The organism is Terriglobales bacterium, from assembly GCA_035937135.1.
Classification (GTDB): Bacteria; Acidobacteriota; Terriglobia; order Terriglobales; family Acidobacteriaceae; genus DASYVL01.
On the sequence record DASYVL010000133.1, the window covers coordinates 1 to 19305 of the forward strand.

Below are 19305 nucleotides of genomic sequence, written 5' to 3' on the forward strand. Positions count from 1 at the left end.
GAAGTCCTGCCCGTTCCCGCCCGCTACGACTGGCCCTCACTCTGCTTCGAGTAGGGTGTTTGCAGGTACTTGCGGGCTTCTTCCAGGGCGCCCTGGGTGTTGTCGTTGGTATTGAGGGCGCGGCGATACTCGTTGACGGCGCGTTCGCGCTGCCCGGTGAGGTCGAAGATCTTCCCCAACTGGATGTAGCTCCACACCTCGGTCCAGCGAGGCTCGTTGTCGCCGTTGGCGGCCTCGCGGTAGGCGTTGGCGGCGGCCTGGTAGTTGCGCTGCAGGAAGAAGACCTCGGCGATGCGGTAATGGGCGAGCGAGCTGTTCTTGTTGATGTCCAGCGCCTTCTGGTACTCGCGCAGGGCCTCGGCCAGGTCCCCCTGGGCGACGAGTTGCGTCCCGCGCAGGATGGAGACCCGCACCTTGAAGTCGCTGGAATTCTTCAGCACATGGCTGCCGGGATCGAGCGAGATGTGCCGCGGCTTGCCGAAGGTCTCGACCACGTAGGGCGAATTGGTGCCCACCACTTCGATGCGCTTGGTTTCCGTCTTGCCATCGGTATCGATGCGCAACTCCACCGGCATGCGGAACAGGTCCAAGTCCTGTGAGACCTCGCCCACCACGCGGAAGCCCTTGGCGGTGCGGAAGACGGTGTACTTGTTGTGGAACTCCGGGGCGCCGGTGGAGTCGAGCCACTGCGAGAAGAAGGCCTGGAGCGACTGCCCGTAGCTGAACTCGGCGACCTTGCGGAAGTCGTCCACGGTGGCGGACTTCTCGTTGAACTGGGTGGCGAAGTTGCGCAGGATCTGATCGAAGGGCTTGTCGCCCACGATCCAGCGCAGCATGTGCAGGATCATCGCGCCTTTGTCGGTGACCAGCGACTGGAACTCGGGAGAGAAGGCGCTGAGCCGGCCGACTCCGGCGAGCGGGATGTTGTCGTAGGCGAGCGCGCCCACGGCGATATCCTTCATCACTTCTTCGAAGGCGGCCTGCCCGGCGGCCCACTCCACGTAGCGCGCCTCGGAGTAGCGCGCAAAGCCGTCGCTGATCCAGGCGTCTTCCTGGCGCGCGGGGCTCACGCGCACTCCCCACCACTGCCGCGCCACCGCGTTGGCCAGCAGCCGGTAGTTGATCTTTTCCTGGATGCCGCGCGAAGCCAGCCCCGCGATCTCCGGCGCCCATGCCGTGGGTACCGTGTCGTCGGGAAGCTCGACCACATAGAGGTTGTAGGAGACCGCCGGGCCGTAGATGGAAGAGAAGTATTCGAACTCCTTGCCCGCCGTCTCGCCGTAGGGCTTGGCCATGGCCTTGTGGCTGGGCTTGAAGTACACGCGGACATTCATGCCCCCCTGGGTCACGGTGGTCTCATCGAAGCGGCCGGCGATGATGGTTCCGGGGAAGCTGGGCTTGTCCCACAGGAAGTAGTGCGTGTTCTTGCCCTGGCTGCTGGCGGCAGAGGCGGCGGGGGAGCGCAATCCCACGCGTCCCGGACGTCCGGGCGTCGCGGCGGGCGCGGGTGCCGAGGGCAGCTCCGCGGGGGCGCTGGTGGTGCGACCGGTGCCGATGACCGTCATCCCCGCGGGCACGGTGATTGCCATGGAAGCGGTGAAGCGGTTGGTGTTGTATCCCACCATGGGGAACCAGCGCCCGGCGTAGAGCAGATAGGAGGTGTCGTCGCCGATGTAGGCCAGCTTCAGCCCTTCGACCGGGCTCTCGTCGGCGGACTGCAGCACGCCTTCGTAGTCAAAGGTGAGGGAGGTGCTTGCCCCCTTGCTGAGGCCGTCGGGCAGGGCCACGCGGACGGTCGAATCCTGGGTGACGCGCTCGGCGTTCAGGGTGCGTCCGCTCGCGTCCGTCACCCGGGTGACGCGCAGGGCGTTGTGCAGCTCGAAGGTGGCGATGCTGATGTCATCCAGCGCGGTGAACTTCACCCGCGCGTGCGCCAGCAGCTTGTGGCTCAACGGCACCAGCTCGGCCGAGATGGCGTAGTCGTCCACGCGGATGCGCGGTTTCTCCGCCGCCGCCGCCGAGAGCGCCACGGCCAAACAAAAAATCACGCACCCCAGGGTGCGTCTCCGCCTCATGGCGAGTTTTGACATTCCCATGCTTGTGATTCCTCTGAAGGGCTCTTCCAATAGATGGGCCATCTGGCCCAAAGGATGTACTCAGCCGGCTACTTCGACGTCTGCAGGGCGCGCAGAACCGCCTGCGCGGCCCGGTCGGCGGCCGTGCCGGTTTCCCCGGAAGGCCGCAGGCGCTCGCGGACTTTCGCCAGCGCACCCATCATTTTCTCACGGGCGGGGCCTTCGGCCAGGATTTCCTCCAGGTGCGCGGCCACATTCTCCGGCGTGAAGTCGGACTGGATCAACTCCGGCACCACCTGCTCCCCCGCGATCAGGTTGGGCATGGCCACATAGGGCACCTTCAGCAGATGGTGTCCGAGAGCCCAAGTGAGTGTCGAGACCCGGTAGACAACCACCATGGGCGTGCCCATGAGCGCCGCCTCGACCGTCGCCGTGCCGCTGGCCACCACGGCAGCGCGGGCGTGCACGAGCGCTGACGAGGCCCCCTCCACCACCCTCAGCTTCAACCCGGAGTTGCGAACTCTGTCTTCCAGCCAGGGCCGCTCCACCGTAGACGCCGCCGGAAGGATGAACTCGTATTTCCCCTGCACCCGGCCGGCTCCTGCGAGCAGAGCCGGCAGGTTCATGGAAATCTCTTTCTTGCGGCTACCGGGGAGCAGCGCAACCCACTGCCTAGCTGGATCCAGTCCGTACTTGGCGGCGAACCCCTCCCGCGAGAGGGACGGTGGCGGGACATCCGCCAGCGGATGCCCCACGTACTCGGCGTCCACGCCGTGCTCGCGGTACCACTTTTCCTCGAAGGGAAAGATGACCAGCGCCTTCTTGATCCACTTGTGGAAGCGCGAGACGCGCTGCTCGCGCCACGCCCACAGCTGCGGGCAAACGTAATAGATGACCGGCACGCCGCGCTGGTGCATCGCGCGGGCCACGCGGAAGTTGAAGCCAGGGGAGTCGATGACGATGGCGGCATCGGGCTTGCGCTCATCCGCCGCCCGCACCAGGCGCCGGAACTCGCGGTAGATCCTCGGCAGGTGGGAGACGACCTCCGTGATGCCGACCACGGAGAGTGTGCGGGCATCCACCACCGTGTCGCAGCCGGCGGCACGCATCTGCTCGCCGCCCACGCCGAAGCACTCCAGGTCCGGGACCCGGCGGCGGAGCGCCAGGACCAATCCCGCGCCGTACAGTTCACCGGAGGCTTCGCCGGCCGAAACAAGCAGGCGCATCAGGGCGTGGTCGCCTTCTTGGTGTCGGAGTCCGTGTCTCCGATGCCGAGGTAGGGGTTGTAGAGGTACTTCTCCCGGGTGTGGAAAAGGCCGAAGTGGCGCTTGAGGATGACGATGGGATCGAAGAACCAGGCGCCCAGGGGCAGTTCCTGGTCGTCGAGGTCGATCCAGTTCCAGGGCGCGGAGGCCGCGTTGGGACGCAGGTAGTCGCCGCGGATGGCGGCGCCCACCGTCCCCAGCGCGCACGTCGGACGCCGCGCCCCCGGGACATCGCAGAAGCGGTCGCCAAAATCCGCCACCGTGCCGAAGGTGAGGTTGGGCTTGTGCGTCGCGCGCGCGTGCTTCCACCAGGTCTTGGATATAGGGATGAGCTCGTAAGTTGCGGTGTCGCCGCTCACCTTCGAGAACTCCACCGGCTTGTCCTTGCCGTAGCGCAGCACCAGGATGGGTTCCTGCCAGGAGCCCTCCTCATCCCTCCAGGCGTGGATGCCGTGTTTCTGTGACTCGATGTAGAGGATGGGGTGGCCGTCTTCCAGCCTCAGTCGCTGGCCGCGCTCGCCGGAGGTGATGTGCAGGTCCGCAGCCGCGGTGCTCAGCGAGCGCAGCAGGTGGTTGTGGGCCACCGTTTCCATGGCCACGGGTTGCGGCCCGCCCTGGGCCCACTTGTCCACGATCACCAGCGCGCCTTCCAGGTCGTTCTCGTGGTTGAACTCGGCTTCCTTGCGCGCCCCCCCGCCGATGACGTCCTTGTACTTGTCCTGCAGCTTGTCCAGGAGGCTGTCGAATGTCGCCTGCACCAGGGACCAGTCGCGCGGGTGATACACGGCATAGTGGATGAAGTAGTGGTCCTCGCTCTCGATCACCGAGTAGTAGACGTAGGACCAGAGCTTGTATTTGGAGCCGGCGGCGTTGGCCCAATTGTTGTTGCCCTTCCAGTCGCCGTCGAAGTCGAAGTTGGTGGGATAGTCGAAGCGGTGCTGCTCGGCGGTCCCCGCCATGCGCTGGTGGAGCACCGGAGCGAAGCGTTCGGCGATATCGCGCAGGTCCTTCTCTGGCTGGGGCATGTTTGGAGCCGGGGTTTGCGCCGCGGGCGGCTGCGGCGCAGCCGGGCTGGAGTCTCCCTCGTTGAACTCCCGTATGGTTTTTCCCGGCGGCTGCTGGGGAGCGGCCGGAGCCGCTGCCGGCTGCGGCTGGCTCGGCTGCTGCTGTTGCTGCTGTTTGGGCGGAAGCACGTAGTGGGGCGTCCAGTCCTCCTGCGCGGCGGCCAAAGCGGCGAATGTCAGAACGAGGACGATGACCGCAGGGAAACGGGACATGGGAGATTGGATGCGGCCGCGCCGCCCGAGCGTGAGCCTAATCGTCGGCGCTGACCGCGACTTCCTGGTCCTTGTACTGCAACTGATAGAGCTTCCAGTATATACCGCGCTGCGCCAGCAGCTGTTGGTGCGAGCCCACCTCGCGCACCCGCCCTTTGTGCATCACGATGATCTTGTCGGCGCGCTGGATGGTCGAAAGCCGGTGGGCCACGATCACCGACGTCCGCCCCTCCACCATGCGGCTGAGCGCATCGCGCACGCGGAACTCGGTCTCCGTGTCCACGCTGGAGGTGGCCTCGTCCAGCACCAGGATGCTGGGTTCGTGGGCCAGGGCGCGTGCGAACGAGATCAACTGCTTCTGCCCGGTGCTCAGCGTACTGCCGCGCTCCACCACCTTCTCCTGGAAGCCGCCGGGCAGGGTGCGGATGAAGTCGGCGACGTTCACGTCCTCGGCGGCCTGCTCCACGGCTGCGTCCTGGATCCAGGACGTCCCCAGCCGGATGTTGCCACCCACCGTACCCGTGAACAGGAACGGGTCCTGTAGGACGACGCCGAAGCGGCGGCGCAAGCCATCCAGGTCGAGCTCACGGATGTCCACGCCGTCGAGGCGGATCGAGCCCTTCTGGATGTCATAGAAGCGGACGAGCAGGGAGATGATGGTGGTCTTGCCCGCTCCAGTGTGGCCCACGATGGCGACGGTCTCGCCCGGCTCGATGGCGAAGGAGACGTCGCGCAGCACCCAGTCCGGCTCGCCGGGTTTGGCTTGCTCCGCGCCCTCCTTTTTCTCCACGCCCTTCGCGGCTACGGATTTGTCTCCGTCGGTGGGGGCAGGCACGGTGCGATACGCGAACCACACGTGGTCGAACTCGATGCGCCCCGGGCCGTCCGACGTCTTCGGCGAGGCCGGCCCGGTGACCTCCGCCCGGGTATCCAGCAGCTTGAAGATGCGTTCTCCGGAGGCCATCGCCGACTGCAGGATGTTGTACTTCTCGCTCAAGTCCTGGATGGGCCGGAAGAAGCGCTGCGCGTATTGCATGAAGGCGGTGAGCACCCCGAGGGTGACGGCGCCGCGAACCACCTGGTTCCCACCGAACCAGATGACGCTGGCGATGGCCACCGAGGAGAGGACTTCGATCACCGGGTAGTAGATGGCGTGCGCCAGGATGGCGTCCTTGAAGGCCTCCATGTGGGTGGCGTTGATCTTCTCGAACTTCTCGTAGGCGCGCTTCTCGCGGTTGAACAGTTGCAGCACCACGATGCCGCTGACGTGCTCCTGCAGGTAGGCGTTGATGCGCGCGATGGCTATGCGGATGCGCCGGTAGCTGTCACGCACATACTTGCGGAAGACCATCGTGGCCCAGAAGATGAGCGGCAGCACCGCGAAGGTGATGAGCGCCAGCCACCACTGCATCTTCAGCATGATGACCAGGATTCCCACCAGCACGAAGATGTCCTCGAAGATGGCCACCACGCCCGCGGTGAACAGCTCGTTGAGCGCGTCCACGTCCGTGGTCACGCGGGTCACCAGCCGCCCGACGGGGTTCCTGTCGAAGAAGGCCAGGTGCATGCCCTGCAGGTGACGGAAGATCTGGCTGCGCAGGTCGAACATCACCTTCTGCCCCGTCCACTGCATGAAGTAGGTCTGCGCGAAGTCCAGGAAGAAACTGATGGCCAGCAGAAAGACGTAGATGGCGCCGATCTGACCAATGCCGGTGAGCGGCTCCGAGCTGAGCCAGCGGTCGAGCATCGAGCCCGCTCCCGGCGCGTTCGAGTGCACCAGGTACTTGTCGATCGCGACTTTGGTGAGGTAGGGGCCGAGAACGTCCGCGCCCGCCTTGAGCACGATCGCTCCCAGCGCGATGAACACCTGCCCCTTGTATGGACGCAGGTAGGTGAGCAGCCGCTTCATCAGCCGGCTGTCATAGGCTTTCCCCAGAACGTCTTCTTCGTGCATGCTGGCGGCCATCGGCTCTGACTATTGTACAGACGTTCCGGCGCTCGCTTGGGATGCGGAAAAACAGTGGCAGGACGGAGCTTTTGCCGTGGCGCAGCGGGCGAGCGGATTAGATTCTGCGCAGCACCAGCGCCGAGTTCTTCGAGCCAAAGGCGATGCAGTTGCACACGGCGTGCTCTATCTGCGCCTTGCGGCCGGCTTCGGAGACGTAGTCCAGGTCGCACTCCGGATCGGGCTTGTCCACGTTGATTGTGGGAGGGAGCTGTTCATGCCGCATGGCGACCAGCGTGGCCGCGACTCCCGCTGCGCCGCAAGCCCCCTGGGGGTGGCCGATCTGCGACTTCAGCGCCGACATGGGGACCTTGTAGGCGTGGCCGTTGCCCATGGCCAGCTTGAGCGCCCGGGTCTCGATGCGGTCGTTGAGCTGCGTGGACGTGCCGTGCAGGTTGACGTAGTGGATGTCCGTCGGGCCCACGCCCGCCTCCTGCATGGCCAGTTGGATGGCGCGTGCCGGCTCTTCGCCGCATTCTGCCAGGCGCACGCGATGGAAGGCCTCGCAGGTGGAGCCGTATCCGGCGATCTCGGCATAGACACGAGCGCCGCGCGCGCGGGCGTGCTCGGAGTCCTCCAGCAGGAACATCCACGCGCCCTCGGCGATCACAAAGCCGTCGCGGTCTTGGGAGAAGGGGCGCGAGCCGCGCTCTGGCTCCTGGTTCCACGAGGTGGTGCAGATCTTCATCAGCTCGAAGCCTTTGAGGATGCCCAGTGCCAGCGGCGAGTCGGCGCCGCCGGCCAGGATCATGGGCAGCACGCCCGCCTGGATCTGCCGCAGCGCGTAACCCATGGCGTCGGTGGAAGAGGTGCAGCCCGAAGTCACCACGTGGCTCATCCCGCGCAGCCCGAAGCGCATGCTGACTTCGCTGGATAGCGTCCCCATGGTCCCGCTGGGGATGGAGAACAGGCTGACCTGCTTGACCTTGCCCTCGAGCCACAGCCGGTACTGTATCTCGGAAAAGTCCTGCGCGCCGCCGCCCGTGCCCAGGATCACGCCGATGCCGCGCTTTTCCTCCAGCGACATCTTTTCCGGTTCGATGCCCGCATCCGTCAGCGCTTCACTGGTGGCGGCCGTAGCCAGCGGCACCACGCGTGAGACGTGCTTGCGCTCGTGCTTGGTTATCCAGGCCATCTCGTCGAAGTCCGTGATCTCGCCCGCGATCTGCACCTCGAGCTCGCTGGGGTCGAAGCGGGTGATGCGGCGCACCCCACTCTTTCCCGCCAGCACTGCACGGCAGAAAGCGTCGTTGCCGATGCCGTTGGGGCTGACCGAACCCATCCCGGTGATGACGACGCGTCGCGACATGAAGGCAGCGATTGTATCTGAGAAGTGGAAAGCGCGCCTCGCTCCCGCCACCGGTGCCGGGATGGGATAATGGCTCGGTGCCGCTCGGCCTCTACATCTCCGTGCCCTTCTGTAAGACGAAATGCAGCTATTGCAACTTCGCCTCCGGCGTATTCTCCCGCGAGCAGTTCGGAAGCTATGTCGAGCGCGTCTCGAGCGACATGGCCCGCGCGGCTGAGTCCGCCGCAGCCTTGGGCTGCCAGTTCGACCGCCGCGTGGATTCCGTCTACCTCGGCGGCGGCACCCCCAGCGTTCTCGCACCCGATCAGTTGCGCGAGCTGTTCCGCGCCGCCCGGCAGAACTTCGATGTGGCGCCCGACGCTGAAATCACGGTCGAGTGTGCCCCAGGTACGCTGAGTCCGGCAGTTGTAGGCGCGCTGCTGGACGGCGGCGTGAATCGCGTCAGCCTGGGAGTCCAGTCCTTAATGGACGGGGAAGCGGCCGCGGTCGGCCGCCTGCACAGCCGCGCCACCGTTCTCGACGATATCGCCCGCCTGCGCACAGGTGGGATTTCCAGCCTCAACGTGGACATGATCGCCGGCCTGCCCCACCAGACCGCCGCCAGCTGGCGCGCCTCGCTCGACGACGCCATCGCCTCCGGCGTGCCGCACGTCAGCGTTTACATGCTGGAGGTGGACGACGACTCGCGCCTGGGCCGCGAGCTTATCGCCGGCGGCACACGCTACCACGCCCACTTCGTCCCCGACGACGAGGCCATCGCAGACTTCTATGTGGAAGCCTGTTCGGCGCTCGCCTCGGCCGGCGTCGCCCAGTACGAGATTTCTAACTTCGCGCGTCCCGGCGGCGAATCCCGCCACAACCTTAAGTACTGGACCCGCCAGCCCTACCTCGGCTTCGGCGTGGACGCCCACTCCATGCTGCCGTGCGAGCAAGGACTGCGTGGCGCGGGCGCCCTCGCCCGCGAAAACCTGCGCGGCCAAGCCGTCCTCGGCCGCGAAGAGCAGCAGGAACCGTGTGGCACAGGCGTCCCCGCCTGCGCGCTTCGCTTCTCCACTCCGGATTCCCTGGGCGGCTACCTGGCCGGCGAATCCGGGACGGTCACCCCGGCCTCCGCTGCCCAGGCTCTCGAGGAAAGCTTCTTCCTGGGCCTTCGACTGAATCGCGGCGTGGACCTGCGACGGCTCGCGACAGAGTTTGGCGGCGAAGCCGTAGCCGCTTCGCGCGACACCGTGGACGAGCTCATCGCCGTCGCGCTCCTGGCGCGCGAGGGCGACTGCATTCGCCTGACTTCGCGGGGTCGCCTGCTCTCGAACGAAGTGTTTGAGCGCTTCTTGGGCTCGCGGCAGTCCCCTGCCTCAACGCCTGAGCCTGTGGCAGATTTTCCCGAAATTCATTAGACTCAAACAGTTGCCGCTGCTCGAGCGCCGGAGCAGCGATCCCCATCCGCCATGAAGAGCCGCGTCGCCCCGCGAGGGGTCGCAGAAAAATCAGAGGAGCCGCGCCGGGCCACCCCCGTGGACCTGCGCAGTGACACGGTCACCAAGCCCACGCCGGAGATGCGCCGGGCCATGGCCGAGGCCGAGGTCGGCGACGACGTCTACGGCGAAGATCCCACCATCAACCGCCTGGAGCATCTCGCCGCCGAGACCTTCGGCCGCGAGGCCGCGATCTTCGTCCCCAGCGGCACCATGGGCAACCAGATCGCCATCAAGATCCACACTCGTCCCGGCCAGGAAGTCATCTGCGAGGAGCGCGCCCACATCTTCAACTATGAGATGGCGATGCTCGCGGCCTTCTCCGGCTGCCTCGCGCGCCCCATCCCGGCAGCGGACGGCATCCTGAGCTGGGCGGAGGTCAAGAAGCGCATCCGCCCCAAGACTTACTACATCTCGCAGACCGGACTGGTCTCGCTCGAGAACACGCACAACATGGCGGGCGGGACGGTGTATCCCACGGAAGTCGCGAACGAGATTTGCGACGCCGCCCATGACGCCGGACTTCCCGTGCATCTCGACGGCGCGCGCATCTTCAACGCCGCGGCGGCGCTGGGCCAGCCCGTGGCCGAGATCACGCGCAAGTTCGATTCGGTGATGTTCTGCCTTTCCAAGGGACTGGGCGCGCCGGTGGGCTCGATGCTGGTGGGCAGCCGCGGCTTCATCGAACAGGCGCGCGCCTATCGCAAAGCTTTGGGCGGCGGGATGCGCCAGGCGGGAATCCTGGCGGCGGCGGGCCTGATCGCCCTGGGGAAAATGCCGGCCCGCCTGCGTGACGACCACGCCAACGCCCGCTTCCTGGCCGATGGATTGGCCGAGGTTCGCGGCATCCGCCTGGATGCGAAAAAAGTTCAGACCAACATCGTAGTCTTCGACATCAGCGGCACAGGCATGAACTCGGCGGAGTTCTCGCGACAGCTGGCCGAGCGCAACGTGCTGGCCAACGGCATTGACCCGCAGACCATGCGCATCGTCACCCATATGGATGTGGACCGCGCCGGCTGTGAGCGCGCGCTGGACGCGATCCGCGCCATCTGCGGTGAGAACTGAGGAGACGATTCCCCCATCATGGCCATACACCTCGAATACTCCGTGAGCGCGAAGTGCCGCCCCGAGCACATCTGGGAGAAGTTCGAGAAGCTCGACCAGTGGCCATGGTGGAACCGCGTCATCGCGCAGAGCAAGTGGCTGGAGGGCCAGCCCTGGCAGAAGGGAAGCCGCTTCCTGATGGAGCTGGCGCGCCCCATCAACATGAAGTTCGAACCCGTGGTCCTGGAGTGCGCCGCGCCGCACAAGGTCGGCTGGGTGGGCAAGGCCATGGGCGTGCGCGGCGAACACTGGTTCAGCTTCGAGCCCCAGCCCGACGGAGCCACCCTGATGAAGACCTGGGAGGAGTTCACCGGCCCCAGTACCCTCTTCTTCGGGGACGGCAGGAAACAGGCGGTGGTCAAGATGTATGCTGACTGGTTCGAGGCACTCAAGTTCGAAGCCGAGCGCATCGCCCGCGAGGCGGCGGCGCGCTCCTGACGGAGGCAACCATGAACGTGGAGATTAAGCGCTGCTTCACCTGACTCTCGATTCTTTTTGAGGCGGGACGCCTCAAGCGGGAGATCAGGGAAAAGCTGAATATCAAGCCGAAGATGAGCTTCGGCGGAGTGGGTGTGCTGGACGTGATGGTGGACGGCAGGACCATCTTCTCCCACCAGGCGGAGCGGCGCATGCTGGTTCCGGGGGAGATTGTGGCGCTGATCAGCGCGCTCCAGGGCAGCGCGCCGGCCTAAGGTTCGAAGCATCGGAAGGAGCCGACTTGGACTTCCAACTGAACGACGAGCAGCAGCAGTTGCGCCGCAGCGTGCGCGAGTTCGCCGAGCGCGAGCTTCTGCCCAACGTGATGAGGTGGGACGAAGCCAACGAGTTTCCCCTGGCCGCGGTGAAGGAGCTGGGCAAGCTGGGGCTGATGGGTGTCATCTTTCCGGTGGAATATGGCGGCGCCGGCCTGGGCTATGTGGAATACGTCATCGCCATCGAAGAACTTTCGCGGGTGGACGGCTCCATCGGCATCACCGTGGCCGCGCACAATTCGCTCTGCTCCAACCACATCTTCGTTGCGGGCTCCGAGGCGCAGAGGCGCAAGTACATCCCCAAGCTGGCCAGCGGGGAATTCATCGGCGCCTGGGGCCTGACCGAGCCGGGCGCAGGTTCGGACGCTGGCAGCGCCCGCATGACCGCTGTCCGCAAAGGGGACTGCTGGGTGCTGAACGGCACCAAGACGTTCATCACCAACGGCCACCACGCCGACGTGCTGGTGGTGCTGGCGGTTACCGACAAATCCGCGCACACGCACGGGCTCTCCGCCTTCATCGTGGAGAAGCAGGCCAAGGGCTTCCGCCCAGGGAAGAAGGAGAACAAGCTGGGCCTGCGCGCCAGTGACACCTCCGAGCTGATCTTCGAGGACTGCTGCGTCCCCGCCGACGCCCTCTGCGGCAAGGAGGGCGATGGCTTCATTGACGCCATGCTCATCCTGGACGGCGGGCGCATCTCCATCGCCGCGCTCGGCCTGGGTATGGCCCAGGGCGCCTACGAAGCCGCGCTCAAGTACTCCAAGCAGCGAAAGCAGTTCGGCAAAGCCATCAGCGAGTTCCAAGCCATCCAGTGGAAGCTGGCGGACATGGCCACGGAGATTGACGCCGCGCGCCTGCTTACCCTGCGCGCCGCCGCCATGAAGGACGCCGGCATGAAGACCACGCTCGAATCCTCGATGGCCAAGCTCTACGCTAGCGAGGTCGCGGTGCGCGTGGCCAACGAGTGCGTCCAGATCCACGGCGGCTATGGCTTCGTCAAAGACTACCCGGCGGAGAAGTTCTACCGCGACGTCAAGCTGTGCACCATCGGCGAAGGCACCAGCGAGATCCAGCGCCTGGTCATCGCAAGACAGCTGCTGATGGATTGAACGTCCGAGCGTTCCCGTTACCAGGAGAGAAGTCATGATGTCCCATCGTTTGCGACTGACCCTTGCTGTTCTTTTTCTGACTTCCGCGACGGCCGCGGCGCAGGCTGGTTCATCCGGCACAAGACCTGCCGCGCAGCAGCCCTGGGTCGCGCGCAGCAACGAGAACGCCACGGTCTTGATCCAGGTGATTGCACGCTTCGAGCCGGAGGCGGCCAGTCAAGTGGGCGCGGAAGGCTTCGACGGGCAGATCGCGGACATGAAGCCGGGGGTGAACGAGCGCTCGCGCCAAGCCACCCGCGGAGCCATCGAGGAGCTGAAACGCCGCCTGGCGCAGGAGAAGGATCCGCTCATCCGCCAGGACCTGGAGATCCTCATCAAGACCGCCTACGACAACATTCGCGGCTCGCTCCTAAGCGAAAAGTTCGATGTTCCCTACTTCAACCTCCCGCGCAACCTGTTTCTGGGCATCCGCTCGCTGCTCGACGACCAGGTGCCGGCCGAGCGCCGCAAAGCGGCGCTGGTGCGGCTGCGGCGCTACGCCGGCATGGAGCCCGGCTACGAGCCCATCGTCAAGCTGGCGGAGGACCGCACCCGCGAGCGGCTGACGCAGCCCGGATTGCTCGGTCCGGTGAAGGACGAAGTGGAAAAGGACCTGAACAACTCCGCGTTGTTCGTGAACGGCATGGGCCAGCTCCTTCAGAAATACAAAATTCAGGGATACGAGAAGCCCTACGCCGAACTCAAGCGGCATTTGGCCCAGTATGACGAGTTCGTGCGCACGGAGATTCTGCCCCGGGCGCGCACCGATTTCCGCTTGCCACCGGAGGAGTACGCCTTTGACCTGGAGCAGGTCGGCGTGGACGTTCCGCCCGACGAGCTGGCCGTCAAGGCACACGCGGCCTTCGATGACATCCAGAAGCAGATGCGCAAGCTGGCGCCGCAGGTGGCCAAGCAGCACGGCTGGAACCTCACCGACTATCGCGACGTCATCCGCGAGCTGAAGAAGGACCAGTTGGTGGGCGAGGCCATCCTGCCGCACTACCAAGCGCGCCTGAAAGAGATCGAAGGGATCATCCGGAAGCAGCGCCTGGTGACGCTGCCGTCGCGGCCGGCGCGCATCCGCCTCGCCAGCGCGGCCGAGAGCGCCAACGTCCCCGCGCCCAACATGCGGCCGCCGCGCTTCATCGGCAACACCGGCGAGCAGGGAGAATTCGTCCTGCCCCTGAACATTCCCGCGCCCCCCGGCTCCAAGCAGGCCACGCAGAAGTTGGACGACTTCACCTACTCCGCCAGCTCCTGGACCATCATCGCGCACGAGGCACGCCCCGGCCACGAGCTGCAGTTCGCGGCCATGATGGAGCGAGGGGTCTCCATCCCCCGGGCCGTCTTTGCCTTCAACAGCACCAACGTCGAGGGCTGGGGCCTTTACGCCGAAGCCATCACCCTGCCCTACATGCCTCCGGACGGCCAGTTCATCTCGCTCCAGTTCCGGCTGATGCGCGCCGCCCGCGCCTTCCTTGATCCCGAGCTGCAATCCGGCAAGGTCACCAAGGAGCAGGCCCTCAAGGTCCTGAAGGACGACGTCGTGCTCTCCGACGCCATGGCCAATCAGGAGGTCGAGCGCTATACCTTCCTCGCGCCCGGGCAGGCCACCTCCTATTTCTACGGCTTCAACCGGCTGATTCGGCTCCGCGAGGAGGTGGAGAAGGCGCAGGGCAAGAAGTTCGACCAGCAGAAGTTCCACGACTTCGTCCTCGGCCAGGGCCTGCTGCCTCCGGAACTGCTGCGCAAGGCGGTGCTCGAGGATTTCGTCGGCCGCAAGCAGGATTAGTCCGGCTCCGCGCTTCTGCTTTACACTGGGTCCGTTGCCTGACGAGACCAACAACTGGGTAGCGCGCATCCGCTCCGGGGAGCCGCGGGCGCTGGCCCGCGCCATCAGCGCCATCGAGGACCACGCGCCCGAATCCGTCGAGCTGCTGAAGGCGCTGTTCCCACACAGCGGGAAGGCGCGCGTCATCGGCCTGACCGGAGCTCCCGGCTCCGGCAAGAGCACGCTAGTGGACCAGCTGGCCCGCGAGTACCGCAAGCAGGGACGCACCCTCGGCATCATCGCCGTGGATCCCACCAGCCCCTACACTGGCGGCGCGATTTTGGGCGACCGCATCCGCATGCAGGCCCACCACGCCGACTCCGGCATCTACATCCGCAGCATGGCGACGCGCGGTTTTCTGGGCGGCCTGGCGCGGGCTACCGCCGACGTGGCCACGGTACTCGACGCCAGCGGCAAAGACCTCATCCTGGTCGAGACTGTCGGGGTCGGGCAGGACGAGGTGGACATCGTGCGCCTCGCCGACGCCACCATCGTCATCCTGGTTCCCGGCATGGGCGACGACGTGCAAACCATCAAGGCCGGCATCATGGAGATCGCCGACATCTTCGTCATCAACAAGAGCGACCGCGAAGGCGCGGAGCGCGTGGAGCGCGAGATCCGCGCCATGCAGTCGCTGGCCACGCGCCCCGACCGCTGGTCGCCGCCCATCGTCAAGACGGTGGCCACCGAAGGCACCGGCATCCCGGAGCTGGTGGCCGCCATCGCCGAGCACGAGGAGTACCTGCGGCGGGAGAACCTCACGCTCAAGAAGAAGATCGGCAACTGGCGCGAGCGCCTGGTGGAGATGCTGCGCGAATCGTTGCTGGAGCGCGTCCTCAAAGAGCAGATGTCCGACGGCGAGGTGGCGGCGTACGCCGCCGAAGTCGCCGAAGGGAAGCGCGATCCGTATTCGCTGGTGGAAGAGATCGTCAGCCGGGTGGGGAAGCCCTGAGGCCTGAATGACCGCAAAGTTGTCCATCGACCATCTGGGCATCGCCGTGAAGTCGCTCGCGGCCTCCAAGGCCTTCTACGAACAGCTTGGCCTGCGCGTCGAGTCCGAGGAAGTCATCGAGCACGAGAAGGTGCGCGTGGCCATGCTGCCGCTGGGTGAGAGCCGCGTCGAGCTACTGGAAGCGACCTCGGACGATTCGCCTATCGCCCGCTTTATCGCCAAGCGCGGTGAAGGGCTGCACCACATCTCGCTGCGGGTCGCGGACCTGGAGGCGACCGTGGCGCGCATGAAGAAGAGCGGCACGCGCTTCGTCTCCGAAGAGATCAAGATCGGCGCCGGCGGCCACCGCTACGTCTTCGTTCATCCCGCGAGCGCCGGCGGCGTGCTGCTGGAGCTGTGCGAAGAGCGCCGCTAACGCCATGCTGATCCTCGCCATCGACACCTCCTGGAAGCAGGGCAGCGTGGCCCTCGCCCGCGGCGACGCTCGCAGCTTCGAGCTCATCGAGATGGCGCCCGTGGCCGGCGGAACGTTTTCGGCGCAACTGATTCCCGAGATCTCGGCGTTGCTGGCGAAGCACAAAATCGGTAAGGAAGAGATAGAGGGCTTCGGCGCCGCCTCCGGCCCCGGCTCCTTCACCGGCCTGCGCGTCGGGCTGGCCGCCATCAAGGCCCTAGCCGAGGTGCTGAAAAAGCCGATTGCGGCGGTGTCGGTGCTCGAGGCACTGGCCGTCGCCTCCGGCGCCACGGGAAGAGTCATCGCCGCCCTCGACGCCGGACGCTGCGAGGCTTATGTCGGGGAATACGTTCTTGGCGCCGGCGGCGCGACCAGAGTGCGGGAATCCCTGGTGGGGCAGGAAGAGCTTCCCGCTCTTGTCGCCGGCCACGAGGAAGCCACGGTGGTCACTTCGGACGAGGCGATTGCCAAGCTGCTGGACGCCCGCCGGGTCGCCCGCCCGCAGAGCGACTCCATCGCGCGCCTGGCAATCAGAAAAATCATGGCGGGACAGACGGTCGCACCCGAGGAGCTGGACGCCAACTACATCCGCCGCTCCGATGCCGAGATCTTCGCCAAGCCCTGACCGCATTTCGAACGTGAACATCCGCGCCGCCACCGCCGCCGACGTCCCCGCCATGATGGCGCTGGAGCGCCATGCCGTGACCGCTGCCCACTGGGGTGCGGCCGACTACGCGCGCCTCTTCGCCGCCGGTTCTCAGTACGTCGCTCTGGTCCTGGAAGGGAAGGAGCTAGAGGGCTTTGTGGTTGCGCGCGGGATGGGGACTGAGTGGGAGCTCGAGAACATCGCGGTGGCGGGCCCGGCCCGTCGTCGCGGCCTGGGCGCCCGCCTGCTCGCCAACCTGCTGGACCGGGCGCGCCAGGCCGGCGCCCGCAACGTTTTTCTCGAAGTGCGCGAGTCCAATCGCGCGGCCCGGTCGCTCTACGAGAAGTGGGCCTTCGTCGAAAGCGGCCGCCGCAAGGCCTACTACCGCGACCCGGATGAGGACGCGGTACTCTACCGGTTTACTCTTCCTGCAATACCCGAAAAATGATTGAAGCCCGCCGTGCAGGTATGGTAGTTTCTAGCCGACAATCTAGGAGGTCCTCTGGATGGCATCTCAGCTGAGGGACCATCTCCTGACCAGCCATGAAGAGTTCCGCAAGCTGGTTCAAGAGCACTCGCAGTACTCGCAACGCCTCGATTCGCTGATCCAGAAACGCTACCTGACCGAAAACGAAAAGCTGGAAGAAGTGCGCCTGAAGAAGCTCAAACTGCGGCTCAAGGACCAGATGGAGCAGATCGAGCAGCAGTACAGGAGCACCAACCAGGTAGCCTAGCCGAACGTTCATTTTCCCGGCCTTCCGCCGCGGCGGGGGGCTTTCTGTTTGCCCCCGGCGTTTCCCGTCAAGACGCCCGTAAGAGCGCCTCCGCTCCGCTATAATCGGCATATCCCATGGTTCGAGACGGCATCTACTACGCTCTGGCGATGTCCGCGGTGGGCGTGCTGGCCGGGTGGTTCGCCGGGCCCTGGTACGGGCTCGCGCCCTTCCTGCTGGCGGGCTTCTTCCTGTGGTTCTTCCGCGACCCGGAGCGCCAGGTGCCGGCGCTGGCCGGAGCGGTAGTCTCGCCCGCCGACGGACGGGTCACCGCGGTCTCGCCCATCGAGGTCGAAGGCCAGCCGCGCACCCGCATCAGCATCTTCTTGAACGTCTTCGATGTGCACGTGAACCGCGCCCCCATCGCCGGACGCATCGCCAAGGTCGAGTACCGTTCTGGGAAGTTCCGGAACGCCATGGGCGCCGGCTCCGCGGCGGAGAACGAGCAGAACGTGGTCACGGTGGAAGGCGACGGCCACACGGTGGTCTTCAAGCAGATTGCCGGGCTGCTGGCGCGGCGCATCGTCTTCTGGAAGGCGGTGGGCGAATCCACCGCCCGCGGCGAGCGCGTGGGACTCATCAAGTTCGGCTCGCGCGTGGACGTGATCCTCGACCGCTCCGCCGCGCTCCAGGTGAAGATCGGCGACAAGGTGCACGGCGGCTCGAGCGTGCTGGCCGTTCTCCCGGAAGGCTCCGGCCGGCCGGGCACGGGAGGCGATTGATGGATCCGCAGCCTCCCCGGGAGCGCCGCCTCGAACAGAACCGCAAGCGCCTGCGCCGCGGCATGTATCTGCTGCCCTCGCTGTTCACCACCGCCAACATGGCCTTCGGGTATTACGCCATCTCCCAGTCCATGCAGGGTTCGTTGGCGGAGCCCTGGCACTTTGATTTTGCCGCCCGCGCCATCGGCTTCGCCATCGTCTTCGACATGTTTGACGGCCGCATCGCCCGCATGACCCAGACCGCCAGCGACTTCGGCAGGGAACTGGATTCGCTTGCCGACGTCATCACCTTCGGCGTGGCCCCGGCCGTGCTGGCCTGGATGTGGGGATTCCGCATGCTGCCCGCGCTGCCCGAGGCCGATTTGCGCGTGCGCCTGGTGCAGTTGGGCGCCATTGCCACCTTCCTGTTCATGATCGCCGGCGCCAGCCGCCTGGCCCGCTTCAACATCCAGGAGAATCCACAGCCTTCGAATCCCGGCCCCCCGGGGAAGAAATACTTCGTAGGAATGCCCATTCCCGCTGCTGCCGGGGTGGTGGCCGCGATCGTCCACTTCGCCAACGGCCAGCCGCTGACCATCTGGTGGTGGTCGGTCGTCTGGCTGGGCCTGCTGATCAGTTGTGCCTTCCTCATGGTCAGCACCTGGCGTTTCTACAGCTTCAAGGACGTCAACCTGCGCGGACGCCATCCCTTCCGCAACGTCGTCTTCATCGGCGCGCTGATCGCCGGCATCTGGTACTTCTCGCACCCCGTGCTGTTCGTCATCGCGCTCACCTATATGCTCTCCGGCGTTCTGGCGCGGGTGCCGCACGTCCTGCGCCGGCGCACCACCCCGCCCTCTCCGCCCGCCTATCAGGGGGCGGCGTGATGAGCACGTCCGGCAGCCTGCCCGTGCCTTCGCGGATGCTGGTGCAGGCGCCCACCTTCCACAGTCCTAGCTTTTCGATTTACATTAAGGCGCAGAAAGAAGTCTCCGCCGCAGGGAGGGCAGAGTGAGGAAGACCGCTGGCGTTCTCGTCCTGCTTCTTGCGCTGGCCTCGGCCGGCTGCGGATACCACAGCGCGGGACACGCCGCCAAGCTTCCTCCCGACCTCAAGACCATCGCCATTCCCGCCTTCGTCAACCACACCCACACCTATCGGGTGGAGCAGGTGCTGACCGCGGCGGTAGTGCACGAGTTCCTCACCCGCACCAACTATCGCATCGCCAATGAAGCCACCGACTCCGCCGACGCCACCCTGCGCGGCGACGTGCTGACCACCGAGTTTGCGCCGCTCACCTACGACTCCAAGACCGGCCGCGCCTCCTCGGCCTTGATCACCGTGACCATGAAGGTGCAGTTGGTGGATCGCAAGGGCAAGGTCCTCTACGAGAATCAGAACTACATCTTCCGCGAGCAGTACCAGGTGTCGCGCGAGATCTCCAGCTTCTTCGAGGAGGAGACCCCGGCGCTCGACCGCCTCTCCCGTGACTTCGCGCGCACTCTGGTGAGCAACGTCCTGGAGGCGTACTGACC

At 65.8% G+C, this 19305-nt stretch carries 19 protein-coding genes; 14 read left to right on the top strand and 5 right to left on the bottom strand.

From position 1 onward, the window contains the following. Positions 1-23: 23 nt before the first annotated feature. The 5 genes from VGQ94_07955 to VGQ94_07975 form a co-directional block, all read right to left on the bottom strand. Positions 24-2090, bottom strand: coding sequence for a M1 family aminopeptidase (locus VGQ94_07955; GenBank protein ID HEV2022450.1), 2067 nt, complete (start codon positions 2088-2090; stop codon positions 24-26). Between the two features lie 74 nt (positions 2091-2164). Further along, positions 2165-3301 carry a lipid-A-disaccharide synthase gene (gene lpxB, locus VGQ94_07960; GenBank protein HEV2022451.1) on the bottom strand — a complete coding sequence of 379 codons (1137 nt, stop codon included), beginning with the start codon at positions 3299-3301 and terminating at the stop codon, positions 2165-2167. After that, positions 3301-4617, bottom strand: a complete 1317-nt coding sequence (locus VGQ94_07965) for a hypothetical protein (GenBank protein ID HEV2022452.1) — start codon at positions 4615-4617, stop codon at positions 3301-3303. Before VGQ94_07965 ends, lpxB begins: the two co-directional genes overlap by 1 nt. Positions 4618-4654: 37 nt before the next feature. Next, positions 4655-6583 (bottom strand): ABC transporter ATP-binding protein, encoded by a 1929-nt coding sequence (locus VGQ94_07970; protein ID HEV2022453.1) that lies wholly within the window; start codon positions 6581-6583, stop codon positions 4655-4657. Between the two features lie 97 nt (positions 6584-6680). After that, on the bottom strand, positions 6681-7931 hold the full coding sequence (locus VGQ94_07975; protein HEV2022454.1) for a beta-ketoacyl-[acyl-carrier-protein] synthase family protein: 1251 nt from the start codon (positions 7929-7931) through the stop codon (positions 6681-6683). 77 nt (positions 7932-8008) lie between these two features. On the opposite strand from VGQ94_07975, the gene hemW reads away from it, so the two are divergent. The 14 genes from hemW (at position 8009) to VGQ94_08045 (ending at position 19303) form a co-directional block, all read left to right on the top strand. Beyond that, positions 8009-9328 carry a radical SAM family heme chaperone HemW gene (gene hemW, locus VGQ94_07980; protein HEV2022455.1) on the top strand — a complete coding sequence of 440 codons (1320 nt, stop codon included), beginning with the start codon at positions 8009-8011 and terminating at the stop codon, positions 9326-9328. A 51-nt stretch (positions 9329-9379) separates the two neighbouring features. Further along, a complete protein-coding gene (ltaE, locus tag VGQ94_07985; protein ID HEV2022456.1) occupies positions 9380-10474 on the top strand; it encodes a low-specificity L-threonine aldolase in 1095 nt (364 codons plus the stop codon). An 18-nt stretch (positions 10475-10492) separates the two neighbouring features. Beyond that, a complete protein-coding gene (locus VGQ94_07990) occupies positions 10493-10951 on the top strand; it encodes an SRPBCC family protein (protein ID HEV2022457.1) in 459 nt (152 codons plus the stop codon). A 113-nt stretch (positions 10952-11064) separates the two neighbouring features. After that, positions 11065-11205: a hypothetical protein gene (locus VGQ94_07995; GenBank protein HEV2022458.1), complete on the top strand. Its 141-nt coding sequence runs from the start codon at positions 11065-11067 to the stop codon at positions 11203-11205. A 26-nt stretch (positions 11206-11231) separates the two neighbouring features. Next, complete coding sequence (locus tag VGQ94_08000) at positions 11232-12374, top strand: acyl-CoA dehydrogenase (GenBank protein HEV2022459.1); 1143 nt, start codon at positions 11232-11234, stop codon at positions 12372-12374. Positions 12375-12408: 34 nt separating this feature from the next. Beyond that, a complete protein-coding gene (locus VGQ94_08005) occupies positions 12409-14205 on the top strand; it encodes a DUF885 domain-containing protein (protein ID HEV2022460.1) in 1797 nt (598 codons plus the stop codon). 34 nt (positions 14206-14239) lie between these two features. Then, a complete protein-coding gene (gene meaB, locus VGQ94_08010) occupies positions 14240-15196 on the top strand; it encodes a methylmalonyl Co-A mutase-associated GTPase MeaB (GenBank protein HEV2022461.1) in 957 nt (318 codons plus the stop codon). Positions 15197-15203: 7 nt separating this feature from the next. Next, on the top strand, positions 15204-15611 hold the full coding sequence (mce, locus tag VGQ94_08015) for a methylmalonyl-CoA epimerase (protein ID HEV2022462.1): 408 nt from the start codon (positions 15204-15206) through the stop codon (positions 15609-15611). A gap of 4 nt (positions 15612-15615) precedes the next feature. Then, on the top strand, positions 15616-16275 hold the full coding sequence (gene tsaB / locus VGQ94_08020; protein HEV2022463.1) for a tRNA (adenosine(37)-N6)-threonylcarbamoyltransferase complex dimerization subunit type 1 TsaB: 660 nt from the start codon (positions 15616-15618) through the stop codon (positions 16273-16275). A 13-nt stretch (positions 16276-16288) separates the two neighbouring features. Then, entirely contained in the window at positions 16289-16744 is a 456-nt protein-coding gene (gene rimI, locus VGQ94_08025) for a ribosomal protein S18-alanine N-acetyltransferase (GenBank protein HEV2022464.1), read from the top strand. 58 nt (positions 16745-16802) lie between these two features. Further along, a complete protein-coding gene (locus VGQ94_08030; protein ID HEV2022465.1) occupies positions 16803-17030 on the top strand; it encodes a DUF465 domain-containing protein in 228 nt (75 codons plus the stop codon). Positions 17031-17146: 116 nt separating this feature from the next. Beyond that, positions 17147-17791 carry a phosphatidylserine decarboxylase gene (locus VGQ94_08035; protein HEV2022466.1) on the top strand — a complete coding sequence of 215 codons (645 nt, stop codon included), beginning with the start codon at positions 17147-17149 and terminating at the stop codon, positions 17789-17791. Next, positions 17791-18657 (top strand): phosphatidylcholine/phosphatidylserine synthase, encoded by an 867-nt coding sequence (locus VGQ94_08040; GenBank protein ID HEV2022467.1) that lies wholly within the window; start codon positions 17791-17793, stop codon positions 18655-18657. The genes VGQ94_08035 and VGQ94_08040 overlap by 1 nt, the downstream gene beginning before the upstream one ends. 124 nt (positions 18658-18781) lie before the next feature. Next, entirely contained in the window at positions 18782-19303 is a 522-nt protein-coding gene (locus tag VGQ94_08045; protein HEV2022468.1) for an LptE family protein, read from the top strand. Positions 19304-19305 lie beyond the last annotated feature (2 nt).